20 protein-coding genes are annotated in these 16,723 nt (G+C 63.1%); 13 read left to right on the top strand and 7 right to left on the bottom strand.

Annotated elements, in window-relative coordinates; translation table 11 throughout:
• Positions 1-26: 26 nt before the first annotated feature.
• Genes ACO06R_RS18075 through uxuA form a run of 3 tightly spaced genes read right to left on the bottom strand, consistent with a single transcriptional unit; the run spans position 27 to position 3,246 of the window.
• Positions 27-1,304, bottom strand: coding sequence for an ABC transporter substrate-binding protein (locus tag ACO06R_RS18075; protein WP_421853331.1), 1,278 nt, complete (start codon positions 1,302-1,304; stop codon positions 27-29).
• On the bottom strand, positions 1,301-2,038 hold the full coding sequence (locus ACO06R_RS18070) for a GntR family transcriptional regulator (RefSeq protein WP_421853328.1): 738 nt from the start codon (positions 2,036-2,038) through the stop codon (positions 1,301-1,303). Before ACO06R_RS18070 ends, ACO06R_RS18075 begins: the two co-directional genes overlap by 4 nt.
• Positions 2,029-3,246: a mannonate dehydratase gene (uxuA, locus tag ACO06R_RS18065; RefSeq protein ID WP_421853325.1), complete on the bottom strand. Its 1,218-nt coding sequence runs from the start codon at positions 3,244-3,246 to the stop codon at positions 2,029-2,031. Before uxuA ends, ACO06R_RS18070 begins: the two co-directional genes overlap by 10 nt.
• Before the next feature lie 57 nt (positions 3,247-3,303).
• On the opposite strand from uxuA, the gene ACO06R_RS18060 reads away from it, so the two are divergent.
• The gene (locus tag ACO06R_RS18060; protein ID WP_421853322.1) at positions 3,304-4,221 is read left to right on the top strand and encodes an alpha/beta hydrolase family protein; all 918 of its coding nucleotides are present in this window, start codon (positions 3,304-3,306) and stop codon (positions 4,219-4,221) included.
• A gap of 140 nt (positions 4,222-4,361) precedes the next feature.
• Positions 4,362-5,657, top strand: a complete 1,296-nt coding sequence (gene sbmA, locus ACO06R_RS18055) for a peptide antibiotic transporter SbmA (RefSeq protein WP_421853319.1) — start codon at positions 4,362-4,364, stop codon at positions 5,655-5,657.
• 39 nt (positions 5,658-5,696) lie between these two features.
• Here sbmA and ACO06R_RS18050 read toward each other — a convergent pair whose 3' ends face one another.
• Positions 5,697-6,074, bottom strand: coding sequence for a VOC family protein (locus ACO06R_RS18050; RefSeq protein ID WP_421853316.1), 378 nt, complete (start codon positions 6,072-6,074; stop codon positions 5,697-5,699).
• 40 nt (positions 6,075-6,114) lie between these two features.
• Between ACO06R_RS18050 and ACO06R_RS18045 the strand changes: the two genes are divergently transcribed.
• Positions 6,115-6,651: a winged helix-turn-helix transcriptional regulator gene (locus ACO06R_RS18045; protein WP_421853313.1), complete on the top strand. Its 537-nt coding sequence runs from the start codon at positions 6,115-6,117 to the stop codon at positions 6,649-6,651.
• Between the two features lie 22 nt (positions 6,652-6,673).
• Here ACO06R_RS18045 and ACO06R_RS18040 read toward each other — a convergent pair whose 3' ends face one another.
• The gene (locus tag ACO06R_RS18040) at positions 6,674-6,994 is read right to left on the bottom strand and encodes a TraR/DksA family transcriptional regulator (RefSeq protein ID WP_421853310.1); all 321 of its coding nucleotides are present in this window, start codon (positions 6,992-6,994) and stop codon (positions 6,674-6,676) included.
• A gap of 62 nt (positions 6,995-7,056) precedes the next feature.
• Here ACO06R_RS18040 and ACO06R_RS18035 point away from each other — a divergent pair, with 62 nt between their 5' ends.
• The 9 genes from ACO06R_RS18035 to ACO06R_RS17995 all read left to right on the top strand — a co-directional run bounded on the left by ACO06R_RS18035 (position 7,057) and on the right by ACO06R_RS17995 (position 13,969).
• Positions 7,057-7,623, top strand: a complete 567-nt coding sequence (locus ACO06R_RS18035; RefSeq protein WP_421853307.1) for an NnrU family protein — start codon at positions 7,057-7,059, stop codon at positions 7,621-7,623.
• 97 nt (positions 7,624-7,720) lie between these two features.
• A complete protein-coding gene (locus ACO06R_RS18030; protein ID WP_421853304.1) occupies positions 7,721-8,392 on the top strand; it encodes a tetratricopeptide repeat protein in 672 nt (223 codons plus the stop codon).
• Positions 8,389-9,828, top strand: a complete 1,440-nt coding sequence (gene der / locus ACO06R_RS18025) for a ribosome biogenesis GTPase Der (protein ID WP_421853301.1) — start codon at positions 8,389-8,391, stop codon at positions 9,826-9,828. Before ACO06R_RS18030 ends, der begins: the two co-directional genes overlap by 4 nt.
• A 118-nt stretch (positions 9,829-9,946) precedes the next feature.
• The gene (locus ACO06R_RS18020) at positions 9,947-11,116 is read left to right on the top strand and encodes a cell wall hydrolase (protein ID WP_421853298.1); all 1,170 of its coding nucleotides are present in this window, start codon (positions 9,947-9,949) and stop codon (positions 11,114-11,116) included.
• Positions 11,117-11,324: 208 nt separating this feature from the next.
• Positions 11,325-11,735: an AtpZ/AtpI family protein gene (locus ACO06R_RS18015; RefSeq protein WP_421853295.1), complete on the top strand. Its 411-nt coding sequence runs from the start codon at positions 11,325-11,327 to the stop codon at positions 11,733-11,735.
• A 30-nt stretch (positions 11,736-11,765) separates the two neighbouring features.
• On the top strand, positions 11,766-12,518 hold the full coding sequence (locus ACO06R_RS18010; RefSeq protein ID WP_421853293.1) for a F0F1 ATP synthase subunit A: 753 nt from the start codon (positions 11,766-11,768) through the stop codon (positions 12,516-12,518).
• A gap of 60 nt (positions 12,519-12,578) precedes the next feature.
• Complete coding sequence (locus tag ACO06R_RS18005; RefSeq protein ID WP_421853290.1) at positions 12,579-12,806, top strand: F0F1 ATP synthase subunit C; 228 nt, start codon at positions 12,579-12,581, stop codon at positions 12,804-12,806.
• Positions 12,807-12,900: 94 nt separating this feature from the next.
• A complete protein-coding gene (locus tag ACO06R_RS18000; protein WP_421853287.1) occupies positions 12,901-13,476 on the top strand; it encodes a F0F1 ATP synthase subunit B in 576 nt (191 codons plus the stop codon).
• A 10-nt stretch (positions 13,477-13,486) separates the two neighbouring features.
• On the top strand, positions 13,487-13,969 hold the full coding sequence (locus ACO06R_RS17995; RefSeq protein WP_421853284.1) for a F0F1 ATP synthase subunit B: 483 nt from the start codon (positions 13,487-13,489) through the stop codon (positions 13,967-13,969).
• Positions 13,970-14,024: 55 nt separating this feature from the next.
• On the opposite strand, the gene ACO06R_RS17990 is transcribed toward ACO06R_RS17995, so the two are convergent.
• Together ACO06R_RS17990 and ACO06R_RS17985 are read right to left on the bottom strand one after the other, a co-directional pair.
• On the bottom strand, positions 14,025-14,702 hold the full coding sequence (locus ACO06R_RS17990; protein ID WP_421853281.1) for a ribonuclease HII: 678 nt from the start codon (positions 14,700-14,702) through the stop codon (positions 14,025-14,027).
• A gap of 162 nt (positions 14,703-14,864) precedes the next feature.
• Positions 14,865-16,028, bottom strand: coding sequence for a PA0069 family radical SAM protein (locus ACO06R_RS17985; protein ID WP_421853278.1), 1,164 nt, complete (start codon positions 16,026-16,028; stop codon positions 14,865-14,867).
• Positions 16,029-16,192: 164 nt separating this feature from the next.
• On the opposite strand from ACO06R_RS17985, the gene ACO06R_RS17980 reads away from it, so the two are divergent.
• On the top strand, positions 16,193-16,714 hold the full coding sequence (locus tag ACO06R_RS17980) for a glycosyltransferase (RefSeq protein WP_421853275.1): 522 nt from the start codon (positions 16,193-16,195) through the stop codon (positions 16,712-16,714).
• The last annotated feature ends 9 nt before the right edge of the window (positions 16,715-16,723 follow it).

Below are 16,723 nucleotides of genomic sequence, written 5' to 3'. Positions count from 1 at the left end.
CGGTTTTGCTCAGGCGTGTTGCCCGATTACTGGCGCGCCTTCTCGGCCATCTGCTTTTCGACGTCGTCCGTCATGCGGCCGAATGCCTGGTCAAGCGTCAGTTCGCCGACGATGGCCTCGCCAAGCCGCGAGATCAATGCGTTGAACATGATGCGGTTGTTGACGTAGCCCTGCAGGTCGAACGCCGTCGATGCAATCGTCGGCACGGCGCCGGCGAAGGTTTCCAGCGCGTGCTTGGCGCGCGGATCGTCGGTGGCGAAGTCGACGCCGCCGCCGGCCAGACCAATGTGGCCCGGAATGAACAGCGTCTTGCCGTAGAATTCGGCAAGCGCGGCCTCGGAAGACAGGAAGTCCATCAGCTTGCCGACTTCGGCCGGATGCTCGGTGTCCTTCATGGCCACCAGCGCCGCGCCACCGGGCATGCCGGAGCAAGCCGCCGGGCCGCAAGGCGCGGGCACCGCCCACCAGTCGAAGGCATCGCCGATCTTGTCGGCGAATTGCGGGATCTGCCACGAGCCGGACATGTACATCACGACCTGGGCGTTGGCGAAGTCCTCATTGGCGCCGAGATAGGTGTTGCCGGACACCGAACCCCAAAGCTCTTTCGACATCGTGCCGTCCTGGTGCCAGTCATAGAGCTTGGTCGCCATCATCTTGAGGCCATCGTCGACCAGAGCCGGGTTGCCCTCGCCGTCGAACATCTTTGCGCCCATGGAGATCGCCGGACCGGCCACGCGGTGACCGGAGCGGTCCCATGCCATCGGGATCGGGATATCGAGCTTGCCGGCAACCTCGTTGACCGCGGTAGCCCAATCATCCCAAGTCGCGCCGTCGCCGGGCATGGCGACTTCGGCCTGCTCGAACAGCGTCTTGTTGACATAGGGACCGGTGACGGTCAGCTGCGTCATGAAGCCGGAGATCGCCTTTTCATTCGGGTCGAGCCACTTGAGGAAAGGCCCGAAATTGGTCTTCCAGTACTCCGGGTCGGAAATGTGCGGAGTCAGGTCGAGATAGTATTGCGACAGTCCGCCAAGGTCGGTGACGCGGGCAAGGTCGGGACCCTGGCCGGCGGCAAGTTGAATCGGCAGCGATTCGAGGATCGACTTGTAGGGCACCACATCGAGCGTGACCTTGATCTCGGGGTTCTGCTCCTCGAAGCGGTCGAGCAGCGACTGCATGACCTCGCCCTCGATACCGTCATTGTACCACAGCATCCGCAACTCGGTGTCGGCGAACGCTGTTGTGGCGGATAGGGAAAGGGCGAGCGCGGCAGCGCCGAGCATTGTCTTTGTTGTGTAGTTCATGGGTTTCCTCCCGTCAGCTGATTGTGATCGGTCCTCACCGGCGTCTCGCCGGCTGTCCGGCCACCGATCGGACCGGACATGTCAAGCTCCAGAACGGAGTGGACATGGTCGTGCATGGCGCGCGCGGCGCCGTCGGGATCGCCAGCGGCGATCCGCTCGAGAATTGCGCGGTGTTCGTCATAGGCGCGTTGCGAGCGCATGGGTATTCCCGCCATCATCGTGTATCTCTGCCTGTCGACGTGTCCCTTGACCGAATGCACGAGCGACCATGCATGCGGCACATTCGCCATTTCGGCCAGTTTGGCGTGAAATGCCTCGTCGTAAAAGAAGAAGGTTGCGTAGTCGTCGATTTCGGCCGTGCGCGCCTGGATCGTCAGGATTGTGTCGAGTGGTCCGGCATCGAACGGCGCGGATGCGAGCTTGCGCACCACCGCCGTTTCCAGGGCGGCGCGGATGAAGATCGCTTCGTGCAGCCGGTCATTGTCGAGTTCGGCGACCACCGAGCCGACCTGCGGCAGGATCTTGACCAGCCCTTCATTGGCCAGTTGCTGCAGCGCGGCGCGCAGCGGCGTGCGGCTGATGGCGAGTGCGTCGGCCAGCATCGACTCGCTGAGCCGCGCACCGGGGCCAAGACGGTTGTCGACGATCAGCTGGCGCAGATGGTCATAGACCTGCGGCGTGATCGGGCGCGAGCGGTCGACGCTTAGCCGGTCGATGGATGCGGTCACGCCCATTGCGCCGCTCCTTGCGGTTCGCTCCGGCCAAGTGCAGCCATCACGCCGCGCAGTTCGGCCAGCCCCTTCAGCCGGCCGACCGCAGGATAGCCCGGCTGGGAGCCGGCGGTCAGGTCGGAGAGGATTTCCTGTCCGTGGTCGGGACGCATTGGGATTTCCCAGTCTCCCCGGCCTTCGGCCCTGCGCCGCGCCTCTTCGTCAAGCAGTGCCGCCACCACGGCGACCATGTCCGTCTGGCCGGTCAGATGCTCGTCCTCGAAAAACGAGCACGGCACTGTATCGCTGTCGCGCGTCACGTTGCGCAGATGCGCGAAGTGGATGCGCGGCCCGAATTCGTGCACGATCGCCGCGCAGTCATTGTCGCCGCGCGCGCCAAAAGAGCCGGTGCACAGCGTCATGCCTGCGGCAGGGCTATCGACTGCGTTGAGGATTGCCCGGTAATCGGCAGCCGTCGACATGATGCGGGGCAGGCCGAGCAGCGCGAAGGGCGGATCGTCCGGATGGCAGCAGAGCCGCAGACCCAGTCGCTCAGCCGTCGGTACGACCGCGCACAGAAAGTCTATGTGATTGCGGCGCATCTGCACGGCATCGATGCCACGATAGCGCACAAGCGCCGCACGCAAGCTGTCCAGCGACCAGCTGTCGGCGGAACCTGGCAGGCCGGCGCCGACGGTCTGCGCCAGCGCGCTCCGGTCGGTGTCGGAGAAGGCAGCCAGTCGCGCGCGGGCGGCTTCAAGGGTCGCTGGATCGTAGTCGGCGGCGGCGCCAGCACGTTCGAGGACGCCGATGTCGAAAGCGGCGAAGGTCACCAGATCGAAGCGCATCGCCGTACCGCCATGCCGCATGCGCGCGCGCAGATCGGTGCGGGTCCAGTCGAGCACCGGCATGAAATTGTAGCAGATTGTTTCGATGCCGGCCGCAGCGAGCGCTTCAAGGGAGTTGCGATAGTTCTCGATATGCGTCTGGGCGCCGGAACCGCCAAGCTTAATTTCCTCGGAAACCGGCAGGCTTTCCACAACATCCCATGTCAGGGCATTGTCTGACCCGGCGGCTATCTCTTGCTTGCGCTTGTCGATTTCGGCTCGGGTCCATTCCGCGCCAGCGGGAATGTGGTGCAGGGCAGTGACGATACCGACCGCGCCCGCTTGCCGGATGTCGGGCAGGCTCACGCTGTCATGCGTGCCGAACCAGCGCCACGTTTGCCGCAACTCTTTCCTCCCTGTCTGAAACTCTAGTATACCAGTTAACGAATGAGGTCAAAACGCATGGCGGAATTCACAGCCCAAGATGTCCGCGCCCTGCTGGGTATGCGGCCGGCGAACCGAAACCCGGCGCCCGTGGCGATGTCGGCTGTCTACGAGCGAACCGACCGTAACGTGCGGATCCGTCAAGTGCGGATCGGCGGCGAGGGCATGCCCGCTTTGTGTCTGGAACCGGCAGGAGAGGCGGACCGCGCGGGCATCGGCGTCTTGTATTGCCATGCCCACGGCAACCGCCACGAAATAGGCAAGGCAGAAGTGATCGAGGGTCGCCCGGCCATTCTGGAGCCGCCGCTCGGCATGGCGTTGGCGCGGGCGGGCGCCACGGTGCTGTGTCCGGACATGCCGGGCTTTGGCGAGAGGTTGGGCGAGGGGGGCGAATCCGAACTCGCCATGGCTGCCCTCTGGAACGGCCGGACTCTGATCGGGCAGATGCTGGAGGACCTCGATACCGCACATGATGCGCTCGCGATGCTTGCGTCGGTCGATCCGGACCGCATCGCCGCGATCGGCATCTCGATGGGCGGTACGCTTGCCTACATGCATGCCGCCTTGCGCGCCGATGTCTGGGCCTGCGCGCAGCTCTGCGTGTTCTCAGGCATCGCGCCGCTGATCGAGACCGGCGTGCATGGCCTGCATGGCATCTACATGACGATACCGGGATTGCTGCCGAGGCACGATCTCGGCGACATCGCCGCGCTTGTCGCGCCGCGCCCGCAGCTCATCTGCACCGGCACGCTCGATCCGCTGACGCCGGAAGTCGCCTACGAGCCGGCGCGAAGCCGCGTCGAGGCAGCCTATGCGGAAGCTGGATACCCCGAAAGACTTCGCATGCTGCGCGTGCCGGGCGCCGGTCACGAGGAAACGCCGGAGATGCGCCAGCAGGTATTCGATCTGCTCGGCCTGTCTTGCAACAATGACTAGCCCTTGCCGATCCGTTCGCCTCGACGCTTCAACTCCTACACCACCTGTTGATTGGATGTGACACGGGACACATGGCTTTTCGTTGCGATTGCATTAAGTGTTGACCGATTCGCTTTCGCCGAACCCGAGAAGGTCCCGCCGTGTTCAGATCCTATTTCCCGCAGCCGATCATCTTCTTTCCGTCAGCCGTCGCCTGGGCGGTGGCCGCCATGCTGGTCTGGTATCTTGGCGGCAGTGGTTGGGGCGAGTATCTCGGGTTGGGCAAGCCGACACCCGAAGACGGCCAGATTGTCGGTATCCACTACTTCTGGTCGCCGAGCTTTCGGTGGCTCTATGTGTACTACATACTTGCGGTAGGACTTTTCGCCGCGTTCTGGTTTCGCTGGTCGCCACACCGCTGGCAGATCTGGTCGATACTCGGTTCGGCGGTAATCCTGTTCGCCACATATTTCGGCGTGCAGATTTCTGTTGCGCTGAACAACTGGCGCCGCCCCTTTTTCGACATGGTTCAGGCGGCATTCAATGAGGATTCAAATTTCACCGCCGGTCAGTTTTACGAACTGATCGGGGTATTCGCGGCAATCGCCTTTATGGCGATTTTTGTCTTTGTGGTGACGCGCTTCCTCGTCAGCCACTGGATCTTCCGGTGGCGCACCGCGATGAACGACTACTATATGGCGCGCTGGGGCAAGCTGCGCCATATCGAGGGCGCGTCGCAGCGCGTCCAGGAAGACACGATGCGCTTCGCCGGCATCATGGAGGGCCTGGGCGTGTCGATGGTCGACGCCGTCATGACTCTGATCGCCTTCCTGCCGCTGCTGTGGTCGCTGTCGGGTTATGTCACCGAACTGCCGATTGTCGGCGAAATCCCGGCGCCGCTGTTCACTGCGGCCATCGTATGGTCGCTGTTCGGCACGGTGCTGCTTGCCGCTGTCGGCATCAGGCTACCCGGTCTCGAATTCCGCAACCAGCGGGTCGAGGCGGCCTACCGCAAGGAGCTTGTCTATGGCGAGGATGACGAAGCGCGGGCCGAGCCGATGCGGGTGCGCGAGCTGTTCGCCGATGTTCGCAGGAACTATTTCCGGCTCTATTTCCACTACATGTACTTCAACGTGTTCCGCTCGATGTATCTGCAGGCGGACAACATCTTTGTTTACATCCTGCTCGTTCCGACGATCATCGCCTCCACCGCGGTTGGTTTTACCTTCGGTATCATGCAGCAGGTCCTGACCGCATTCGGGCAGGTTTCGAACTCATTCCAGTATCTGGTCAACTCCTGGACGACGATCGTTGAATTGATGTCCATCTACAAGCGACTCCAGGCCTTCGAATCGGCGCTGGAAGGTCGCGATCTGCCGGATATCGACCGCGAATGGCTGGAGATTCACGGTGCCGTCGACGACGGAGGCGCCAAGACGGTCAGTTCGGGGGTGTAGAGCGTTTCTGGCCGCTGACCGGCCAGTCAAAATCTTGCTCTAGGCGCTTTTCGTCAAGTCTTGGGCAAGCATCATGGCGTTGTCGTCTAGGTCGTAAAATGTCGCCGTCGAGACCATGCCCTCGATGGTCTCGGTCGCGCCGTCAAACTTGACGCCCGCCGCCTCCAGTTTCGCGCGCGCGCTGGCAATGTCGGCCACGCCGAAAACCGGAACCGAGTTTCCGGGCGAAGGCTCCGACTGCTCGCCCAGCCCTAAGGTCACGCCATCGGTCTTGGTCGTCATCTCGCTCCAGCCGGCTTCGTCGATATGATGGATCAGTTCGAAGCCGAGCTTGTCACTGTACCACTCGGCGCTTGCGTGGCGGTCGCGCACCGAGATCGCCAGCGTGATGGTGTTTTCCAGGGAGACCAGGGGCATCGAACTTCCCTTCAATCAAAAATCATAGTAACTATACTTTATGGACATAAAAACGCTTGTCAAGCTGACTTCCCGGGCCTGGTCGCTCAACATCCTGGCGTTGATGCATCGCGGCGTCCCCGGCCGGCAGGCACCAATGCTGGCGGCGACCAGCGCGCACCGGACATCCTTTGCCGCGAGCCTTGAGCACCTCGTCAACCTCGGGCTTTTGGAGCGCAATCCGGGTCACGGCCACCCGTTGCGCCCCGAGTTCCGGTTGACCCCGCAGGGCGTCGAAGCTGCCGCAATCGCCGACCGAATCGTCAACGCCGTTCCCGGTGACGACGAATTCGCTCTGTTGCGGCGAAGCTGGACCGTTCCCATTCTTGCACTGACGGCAACGCCTCGCCGTTTTTCCGTCATCAAGTCGAACCTCGCCACGATCACCGACCGGGCCCTAGCGGCCTCGCTGCACCAGCTTGAGGCGAGGGAGTGGTTACGGCGCGACATCGACATCTCGATCCGGGTGCCGTTCCCGACCTACCGGGCCGCAAATCTCGGCCTGGCGATCAACCGGGCAATCGATCTTTCGGTGTAAGCCGCGCCGGTGGCGCGCCCCGTTACCGGGCGCAGCCGACGCAATGGGTAGCCATCGGATCGATGGCCAGCCGGCCGTCGGGGATTTCCTCGCCGCATTCCTCGCAATAACCGTATTCGCCGGCGGCGATACGGCGTTCAGCCATCTCGATACGCACCAGATCGCGCTGACGGGCCCTTTCGCTCGCCTGCGCCATCGCCTGTTGCTGCATGGCGTCCATGCGCGAAAGCCGACCGACGGAAACCTGATCCAGCTCAACCGGAGCGCGCGCATCGCTCGACATCTCGGAGTGCTGTTCGATCTCGGCGCGTTTCGCTGCCAGCCGTTTCCTTGCGGTACCCATATCGACTGTCATAAAGATGAGGTTATCGGGAGACCCGAAATCGAACAAGGGAGCCGAATGCGATGATCTGGTTGTTGGCGGGATTGATTGTGTTTCTGGGCGTGCACAGCGTCCGCATGGTGGCACCCGGTTTTCGCGATTCGGTGATCGCGGCCCGTGGCGAGCAGACCTGGAAGGGCATCTACTCGGTCATCGCCATTGTCGGTCTTGTGTTGCTGGTCTGGGGCTATGGCCAGGCAAGGCTGGAAACAGCCTATCTCTACGAGCCGCCGGTCTGGCTGAAACACATCGTCACGCTCCTGATGTGCATTTCACTCGTTCTGCTCGTCGCCGGGCAGGTGCCGCCTGGCCGCATCAAGCAGGCGGTCAAGCACCCCATGCTGGCCGCGATCAAGGTCTGGGCTTTTTCCCACCTGCTCGCCAATGGCGACACAGCATCGCTTGTTCTGTTCATCGCATTCCTCGGCTGGGCGGTGTGGAACCGCATTGCAGTCAAGCGCCGCGGCGACCCGGTGTTCGAGAACGTCTCGGTGCGCAACGATGTCATCGCGGTCGTCGTCGGCGTCGCGCTGACGGTCTGGTTCGTTTACCAGTTGCATGGCTGGCTGATTGGGGTGCCGTTGCTTTAGGCTGGTCGGTGGACCGGCTTGCGCTTCGCCCCTTTCATTCGCCACAAAAAGCCGTAAAAGCGCTCAACGGGATAACAACGGATAAGCGGCGACATTCATGTCCGACGACAGTTTCATTCGCGAGGTCGAGGAAGAGCTCCGGTCCGACCGGTTGAGAAATCTCTGGGAGCGCTTCGGCATCCTGATCATCGCGGCGGCGGTGGCGGTCGTGCTGGTGACCGCCGGATACCAGGGCTACAACTACTACACGCAAAACCGTGCCTCTGCGTCGGGCGACCGCTTCCTGGCCGCGTTGAACGATGCGCGCGAAGGCGACACCGAGGCCGCGCTGTCGGCCTTGCAGGCGCTTGAGCGGGAAGGCCATGGCGCCTATCCGGTGCTGGCCCGCATGCGCGCGGCGACATTGCTGCAACAGCAGGGCGATGCGGATGGCGCGGTCGCCGCCTTCGACGCCGTCGCCGCCGAGACATCGGCGCCCGATGTGATCCGCGATATGGCGCGCCTGCGCGCCGCCTATATCCTGCTCGACACCGGCGGACGTGCCGATGTCGCCCAGCGTGCCGAGCCGCTTGCCGCCGACAACAATCCCGTGCGCCATTCCGCGCGCGAGGTGCTCGGTCTTGCGGCCTGGAAGGAAGGCCGGCTCTCCGACGCGCGTATCCTGTTCCAGCAGATCGTCGACGATACCGCCGCGCCGCGCAACATCGTGCAGCGGGCTTCGATGATGCTCGAGCTGATCACCGCCTCCGGCGGGGTTGCCGAGGGGTGACCTTCACCGTCGCCATCGTCGGGCGTCCGAATGTCGGCAAGTCGACGCTGTTCAACCGGCTCGCCGGCCGCAAGCTGGCGCTGGTCGACGACACGCCGGGCGTGACGCGCGACCGCCGCCTGCATCCGGCCAAGCTTTACGACCTCAAATTCGACGTCATCGACACCGCCGGGCTGGAGGAAGGCCAGGCCGAGACCCTGCAGGGGCGCATGCGCGCGCAGACGCTGCGCGCCATCGAGGATGCCGATGTCACGCTGTTCGTGATCGACGCCAAGAGCGGCACCACGCCCGCCGACGAGGTGTTCGCCGGTATCCTGCGCAAATCCGGCAAGCCGGTCGTGCTGGTCGCCAACAAGGCGGAAGCCAAAGACGCCGAGGGCGGGGTGCTCGATGCCTATGCGCTCGGGCTTGGCGAGCCCTGCGGCATTTCCGCCGAGCACGGCCTTGGCCTTGCCGATCTGCGCGACGGCCTCGTCGAGGCAATCGGCGAGGAGCGGGCGTTTGCCCATCATCTCGAGGAAGAAATCGAGACCGCGCCGGACGGGTTGGTCGGCGATGACATCGACGATGCGGACGTCGACGACGAGGACATTCCTGCCTATGACGCGACCAAGCCGCTCAGGATCGCCATTGTCGGACGGCCCAATGCCGGCAAGTCGACGCTGATCAACAGGCTGGTCGGCGAGGATCGCCTGCTGACCGGCCCCGAGGCCGGCATCACCCGCGACAGCATCTCCGTCGACTGGGAATGGCGCGGCCGCCAGATCAAGCTGTTCGATACGGCCGGTTTGCGCCGCAAGTCGCGCGTGCAGGAGAAGCTGGAGAAGCTCTCCGTCGGCGACGCGCTGCGCGCCATCCGCTTCGCCGAGGTGGTGGTTATCCTGCTCGATTCGCAGATTCCCTTCGAGAAGCAGGATCTGCAGATCGCCGACCTGATCATCCGCGAGGGGCGGGCGCCGGTCATTGCCTTCAACAAATGGGACATGATCGAGAACCGGCAGGAAACGCTGGCCGATTTGCGCGAGAAGACCGAGCGCTTGCTGCCGCAGGTGCGCGGGCTGCGCGCCGTGCCGGTTTCGGCCCAGACGGGCAAGGGCCTCGACAAGCTGCTCGAAGAGATTGTCAGCACTCACGAGGTCTGGAACCGGCGCATCTCCACCGGCCGCCTCAATCGCTGGCTCGATGCGGCCGTCCAGCAGCATCCGCCGCCGGCCGTGGCAGGCCGCCGGATCAAAATAAAATACATAACGCAAATAAAAATGCGTCCGCCCGCGTTCGTATTGTCCTGCTCGCGTCCGGACGCCATTCCGGCGTCATATTTACGGTATCTCACGAACACTCTCCGGCAGGATTTCGACCTGCCAGGCGTTCCGATACGCATGCTGACACGGGCCGGCGACAATCCTTTCGCCGGCCGCGCGCGCAAGCGGCGTTAACCGGATACCCGCGCTTTGGCCACGGTTTTTCGGCCATTAACCGGGTATCAAGGTTAATCCGCCATTCTCGCGGGATGTGTCGAGTAGGCGTATCCATCGGAGTGGTATTGTGGGTGTCATGACGTTTTGCTTTGGCCACCGGTTTGTGTCGCGTATCGCCGGTCCTTCGTTTCTATCCGCCGCTTTCATTCTATCAAATCCGACCACAGTCGCCTTGCAGGACGTTTCCGGCCTGTTGATCGGCGAACACACCAAGGCCGAGAGTTGGAACACCTATCTGGTGACCGCCGCCGCCGGCTCGGTCCACAAGGCCGAAGTCAGCTTCGGTCTCGACCGCATCGCCACCGGCTCGGTCGCGTCCTCCGGCATTGATGCGCCGGGTGTCGGCCGCGTTGTCTTGACCCCGAAATCCGCACCCCGCGCCGCCACGCCAGACGAGGACCGTGTCAATCGCGCCGAGAAGCAGGGCCGCATTGTCGCCGTCACGCCGGCCGCGCCGCCGAAGGGTTTCTCGGCCGGCTCAGTCCTCGAACGACAAAGCTCCGTTCTCCAGCCGCATGAAAATGACGGCCCGTTGATGGCCTTTGCCCGCCCGGAGATCGGCGGCGAGGAAATCCAGATCGCAACCGCCTTTCACGCCCGCACCCCGGTCGAAAAGGCGTCACGGGTGCCGGCGATGCTGGCGGACCTTGTGACCAGCAACAAGGCCGACTCGCTGGCCACTGCCTACGCTCCGCCGAAACCGGGTTTCGCGGAGCGTTCGCCTTTTCAGAGCCTGCTGAAGACGCCTGAAGCGCCGGATGAGGGCCGTTTCATTCCGCCGGTATCGCGCAAGGACCATCCCTGGGCCCGCGACCCGCTTCCCGCCGTTGTCTTCACCGACAAGGAGCAGAAATGCCTGGCGGAGGGGATCTATTTCGAGGCCCGCGGCGAGCGCGTAAAGGGCCAGGCCGCGGTGGCGCAAGTGATTCTCAACCGCGTCCGCAATCCGCACTTTCCCGACACCATTTGCGGCGTCGTTTACCAGAACGATCACTGGCGCAACCGCTGCCAGTTCTCGTTTGCCTGCGACGGCATCCGCGATCGCATTGGCTCCAAGCGCCACTGGAAGATCGCCAAGGACGTGTCCATGGCTGTCACCGCCGGTAAAATCTGGCTCGACGAGGTCGGTTCGTCGACGCATTATCACGCCGTTTACGTTCGTCCGCGCTGGGCCCGTTCGATGCAGCGCAAGACCCGCATCGGCCTGCACATTTTCTACCGCACCTATGGGGGCGGATGGAGCTGACGACGGGAGTCGCACCGCCGGGCGCTTGACTAAAGTCGAAAATCGGCGATGCGAATTGCGATCCGCTCTTTAAGTTATTGAAATAGATCAATAAAAATGGAGCATGCCAAGGCGTCGACGCGCCTTGACTAGCATGGGTGCCGAAACTATGTTGCGCGCGACTTCAAAGGGGTCCCCGTAGTTTCGATGATCGTACCCGTGCAGGCCCATGGCACAGAATGATGCGCCGGGATCGCCTGGCGGGCAGGTTGGTCCGAAACAAGGCGGAAGCTCCCGAGAAGTCGACGATCTGGAGAGCCGGCGGAAGTCGCTGGACGAGGCGCTTGCCGCCCGTCGCGGTGTTGCCGAGCCGGAACCGAAAGATCGCAATGCGGGTGGCGCAACCGGGGTCGCCAACGCCCTCAAGCTGTCGAGCGAGTTTGTCGCCGGCGTGCTTGTCGGAGCGGGTATCGGTTATCTGCTTGACCGCATCGTTGGCACGACGCCGTGGGGCATGATTGTTTTTCTGCTCCTCGGTTTTGCCGCCGGCGTATTGAATGTCCTTCGGTCCGTCGGCGTTGTCGCGGAGCCGGAAAACCGATCGCGGTCCGGCATTGCGCCGGACAGTAAAGAGGAATAAGCGCGCCAGCGCAGCATTGAGAGGTACCCGGTGGCAAACGATCCGATCCACCAGTTCCACATCAACCCCATCATTCCGATCGAGAACGTCGCCGGTCTCGATCTGTCGTTCACCAACTCCTCGCTTTTCATGGTGTTGACGGTGGCGGCAACGAGCGGGTTCCTCTATCTGACGACCGCCAATCGCGGCCTGGTACCGGGCCGGTTGCAGTCGATTTCGGAGCTGTCCTACGAGTTCGTGGCCTCGATGCTAAGAGACGCGGCGGGATCGCAGGGTATGCGGTTCTTCCCGCTGGTGTTCTCATTGTTCATGTTCGTGCTGGTGGCCAACCTGTTCGGCATGTTCCCCTACTTCTTCACCGTGACGTCGCACATCATCGTGACCTTCGCGCTGGCGATGCTGGTGATTGGAACGGTCGTGATCTACGGCTTCATGAAGCACGGCTTGAAATTCCTCGGGCTTTTCGTACCCGATGGCGTTCCCGGACTTCTGGTGCCTTTGGTCGTGATGATCGAGGTGATTTCGTTCCTGTCGCGCCCGATCAGTCTTTCGGTTCGTCTGTTCGCAAACATGCTGGCCGGTCACATCACACTCAAGGTGTTCGCGGGCTTTGTCGTCTCGCTTTCCGCCATGGGCGCGGTCGGCATCGGCGGAGCGATCCTGCCGCTGTTCATGACGGTCGCCCTGACCGGCCTCGAATTCCTGGTGGCATTCCTCCAGGCCTATGTGTTCGCGGTTCTGACATGCATGTATCTCAACGATGCATTGCACCCGAGCCACTGATCCGTTAATCGGCGCTTCAACGCCACAAAAGACCCGCAAATTCATCCAAAGGAGTTCATCATGGAAGCGGAAGCAGCAAAGTTCATCGGTGCAGGTATCGCATGCCTCGGCATGGGTGGCGCAGGCATCGGCCTCGGCACCATCTTTGGCAACTACCTCGCTGGCGCGCTGCGCAACCCGTCGGCTGCCGACGGTCAGTTCGGCCGCCTGATCTTCGGCTTCGCCGTCACGGAAGCTCTGGGCATCTTTTCGCTCCTCGTCGCGCTTCTGCTGCTCTTCGCAGTCTGATCGCATCCGGCCGACCGGTCCGGCCGCTCTGCGGCCGGCATCCGTCATGGACAAGCGCGGCTTCGGCCGCGCAAGCGCCGTCTGAGGGACGCCCATGTTTGTAATCGAAGCACTGGCTGCGGGTGCCGAAACCGCCGCACATGGTGCAGCCCATGCCGCCGAGCATGGCGGGGAGCACGGCGGATCGTTTCCGCCATTCGATACCTCGACCTTCGCTTCGCAGCTTTTCTGGCTGCTGCTGACGTTCGGCTTTCTCTACTGGTTCATGTCGCGGGTCATCGTCCCGCGTCTGGGCAACATTCTGGAGACGCGGCAGGATCGCATCGCCCAGGATCTCGACCGGGCCCATGAGCTGAAGTCCGAGGCCGACGCCGCGTTCGCTGCCTACGAGCAGGAACTGGCCCAGGCCAAGGCAACGGCGAACGACATCGGCAACAAGGCGCGTGACGCTGCCAAGTCGGCGGCCGAAACGGAACGCCAGAAGGTCGAAGCGGAACTCGCCGACAAGCTGGCCGAGGCCGAAACCCGGATCAAGTCGATTCGCGACACCGCGATGGCTGATGTCGGTGCGATCGCCGCCGAAACCGCGGAAGCCGTGGTCAAGCAGTTGATCGGCGGCACCGTCACCAAGGCGCAGATCGATGGCGCCCTGAAGTCGGCAGGCAACTGAGGGACTGACTATGTTTGATGCATCATTTTGGGCCCTTGTATCGCTGGTGATTTTCATTGGCATCCTCGTGTACTTCAAGGTCCCGGGGATGATCACGAAGTCGCTGGACGACCGCGCCGACCGTATCCGCGGCGAACTGGAAGAGGCACGCAAGCTGCGCGAGGAAGCTCAGGCACTGCTGGCCGAATACCAAAAGAAGCGGACCGAGGCGGAGAAGGAAGCCGCCAACATCGTCGACGCCGCGAAGCGCGAAGCCGAGACGATCACAGCTGAGGCGCGCGAGAAGACCGCCGAATATGTTGCGCGTCGCACCGCGATCGCCGAAAACAAGATCGCTCAGGCCGAGGCGGAAGCTTTGGATGAAGTGCGCGGTTCCGCCGTCGATCTTGGGCTTGCCGCCGCAACGCAGATCCTGGGTGACAAGGTCTCCGGCAAAGCCGCGACCGACCTGTTCAAGAAATCGCTCGAAGAGGTCAAGGCGCGCATGAACTGATCGCGTCGCGACAGGGATTTCAAGAGGCCGGACGCGCCAAGCGCCCGGCCTTTTTTCATTGGTCTTTCAAGGGCCGGAAGGAAAAGCGGTGCACGCGTTGCGCACCGCCGGCGCGGGCAATGGCGTCGCGATGGAGCTTGCTTCCGTATCCCATGTGCCGCTCGAAGCCGTAGTCGGGCAAGCGCACTGAGAGTGCCTGCATCATACGGTCGCGTGTGACCTTGGCGACAATGGAAGCAGCGGCAATCGACAGCGACCGGCCATCGCCTTTGACGATTGCAAGCGGCGTCGCGGCCAGGTGAAGACCGGGCGGAATATCCCGACCGTCTATCAGGGCGCTGTCGGCCTGTGGCGACAGGGCCTGCACCGCATTGCGCATCGCGGCCAGCGACGCCTTGCGTATGTCGCTGGCGTCGATCGACTGTGCGCACAGGCTGGCGACCGACACGGCGGTTGCCGAAGCCAAGATCGCTTCATAGAGCCGGTTGCGCGCCTTGGCGGTCAGCTTCTTGGAGTCGTTCAGCCCGTCCGCGCAAAATCCCGGTTCGAGGATCACTGCCGCGGCGACGACAGGGCCGGCAAGCGGCCCGCGCCCGGCCTCGTCCACGCCGGCGATGCGTGCATGGCCGTTCTGCCAGAATCGCTCCTCGAAGCTGAAATCCGGCAGACCGGCGGTGTCGGTGGCAGTGGCGTGAAGTCGGGAACCGGGAGGCGCGGATTGGGCGGTGGTCATGCTGGGGGACATACCACGCTTTAAAGCTGCGCACTCCCGATTCCCGGGCGGGGATCCCGACATGCACAACAAACGGGGGGGCGCTTGCGGCGGGTGCAGGTCGGGATCGTGCCGGTGGCGGGCCGGGGATGGAGGGGGGGGACGGCGGCCCGCCGACCGGTATCAGAGCAGACTGAGCTGTTCGCTCTCCGGAGCCGGAGGCGTAAACAGGTCCGTCCGCAGTTGCAGCTTGCGCCGGTTCAGCCCGAGCCGCTTGGAAGCGAGTTCGAAACGCCGCGCGATCTGCCAGGCATACGGCCCGGTTCCGCGCATCCGTCGGCCCCAGTCGGCGTCGTAGTCCTTGCCGCCGCGCATCGAGCGGATCAGCGACAGGACGTGCCGGTAGCGCTCCGGATAGTGGCGCAGCAGCCACTCCTTGAAGACTGGCGCCACCTCAAGCGGCAGCCGCAGCAGGATATAGCCGGCTTCGCGCGCGCCCATGCCATGCACTGCGTCCAGGATCTTCTCGATTTCGTGGTCGTTGAGACCGGGCACGATAGGCGCGACCATGGCGGCGGTGGGAATTCCGCTGTCCGACAGGATGCGGATCGCCTCGAGCCGCTTGGTCGGCGTCGACGCCCGCGGCTCCATCGTCCGGGCCAGTGTCCTGTCCATGGTTGTCACCGAAATCGCCACCTTGGCGAGCCCCTTCTCCGCCATGCGTGACAAGATGTCGGCGTCGCGCGTCACCAGATGCGACTTGGTGACGATTCCGACCGGATGGTTGTGGTGTTCCAGAACCTCCAGGATGCCGCGCATCAGCTTCCAGTCGCGCTCGATCGGCTGATAGGGATCGGTATTCGTGCCGATTGCGATTGTCCGCGCTTCGTAGCCGGGCTTGGTGATCTCCCTCTCCAGAAGCTTGGCGGCATCCGGCTTGGCAAACAGCTTGGCCTCGAAATCGATCCCCGCAGACAACCCCATATAGGCATGTGTCGGCCGGGCGAAACAGTAGATGCAGCCGTGCTCGCAGCCGCGATAGGGATTGATCGACCGGTCGAACGAGATGTCGGGCGATGTGTTGCGCGTGATGATCTTGCGGGCTTGTTCGGTCTGCACCTCTGTCTTGAAGGGCGGCAGGTCCTCCAGCGAGTTCCAGCCATCGTCGAAAACCGCACGCGCCAGCGCTTCGTAGCGTCCCGACGGATTGACGGCGCTCGCCCGGCCGCGCGCCCGGTGGCCGGCGTCACGCAACCCGGCCCGGCCGATCACATGATTTGCGGTCTCTGCCGCGGTCTCAGCCGACCCCGCGAATGCCGCTGCGTCTGCCCTTGAAATCGCTTCCATCGCTGCCTCCATCGGTTGGGGAATCGCCGTTTCCGTTGGCTGGGGAATCGCTGTTTCCGATGACTATTTTCCTATTCGAAAAAGCGGAACATAGCAAGAACAAAATGGCATGACTTGCATTCTGGCAACGCTTTGGTAGGCAGACGGCAACTTTTTGGGGTTCAATGTTCACCTTCGTCTTCTTCACCTGCAACGACGCGCCCGCGCTCGCCCGCTCATTGGCGCCTTTGGTGCATGACGCTGTGGAAGGTCATGTACTGGAAGTCGTGATCGTCGATGATCAATCGACCGATTCCACGCGGGATGTCGCCGAGGGCTCCGGCTGCCGCTTGTTGGACGCTGGCGCAGGTGCTGCAAGACAGCTGGCGGAGACGGCGCGCGGCGAGTGGATTGTCGCGTTAGAGCCCGGCGCGCGATTGCTGCCCGGTTGGTGCGATGCTGCAATTGAGCACGCATTAAGGCCCGACGCATCAGCGGCCCGTTTTCGCCGCAAGCCCGCAGGCAACTGGCTGTCGCGTTTGTTTCGCATCGGCGAACTTCGGCAACGGCCATTGGCTGGCGGAGTTCTCATCTCCCGCGCGCAGGCTTTGGCAAATCTGCCGCCGGATGCGCGGTCAATCGATGCGCTGGCGCGGACATTGCCGCTTCGCAAGCTGGTTGCTCAGATCGACGCGCCTGCAAACTAGCTGCACGCC

This window comes from Oricola sp. (assembly GCF_965230365.1).
Lineage (GTDB): Bacteria > Pseudomonadota > Alphaproteobacteria > Rhizobiales > Rhizobiaceae > Oricola.
The sequence above is the reverse complement of the archived record's forward strand: the minus strand, read 5'-3'. Positions and strand labels throughout refer to the sequence as shown.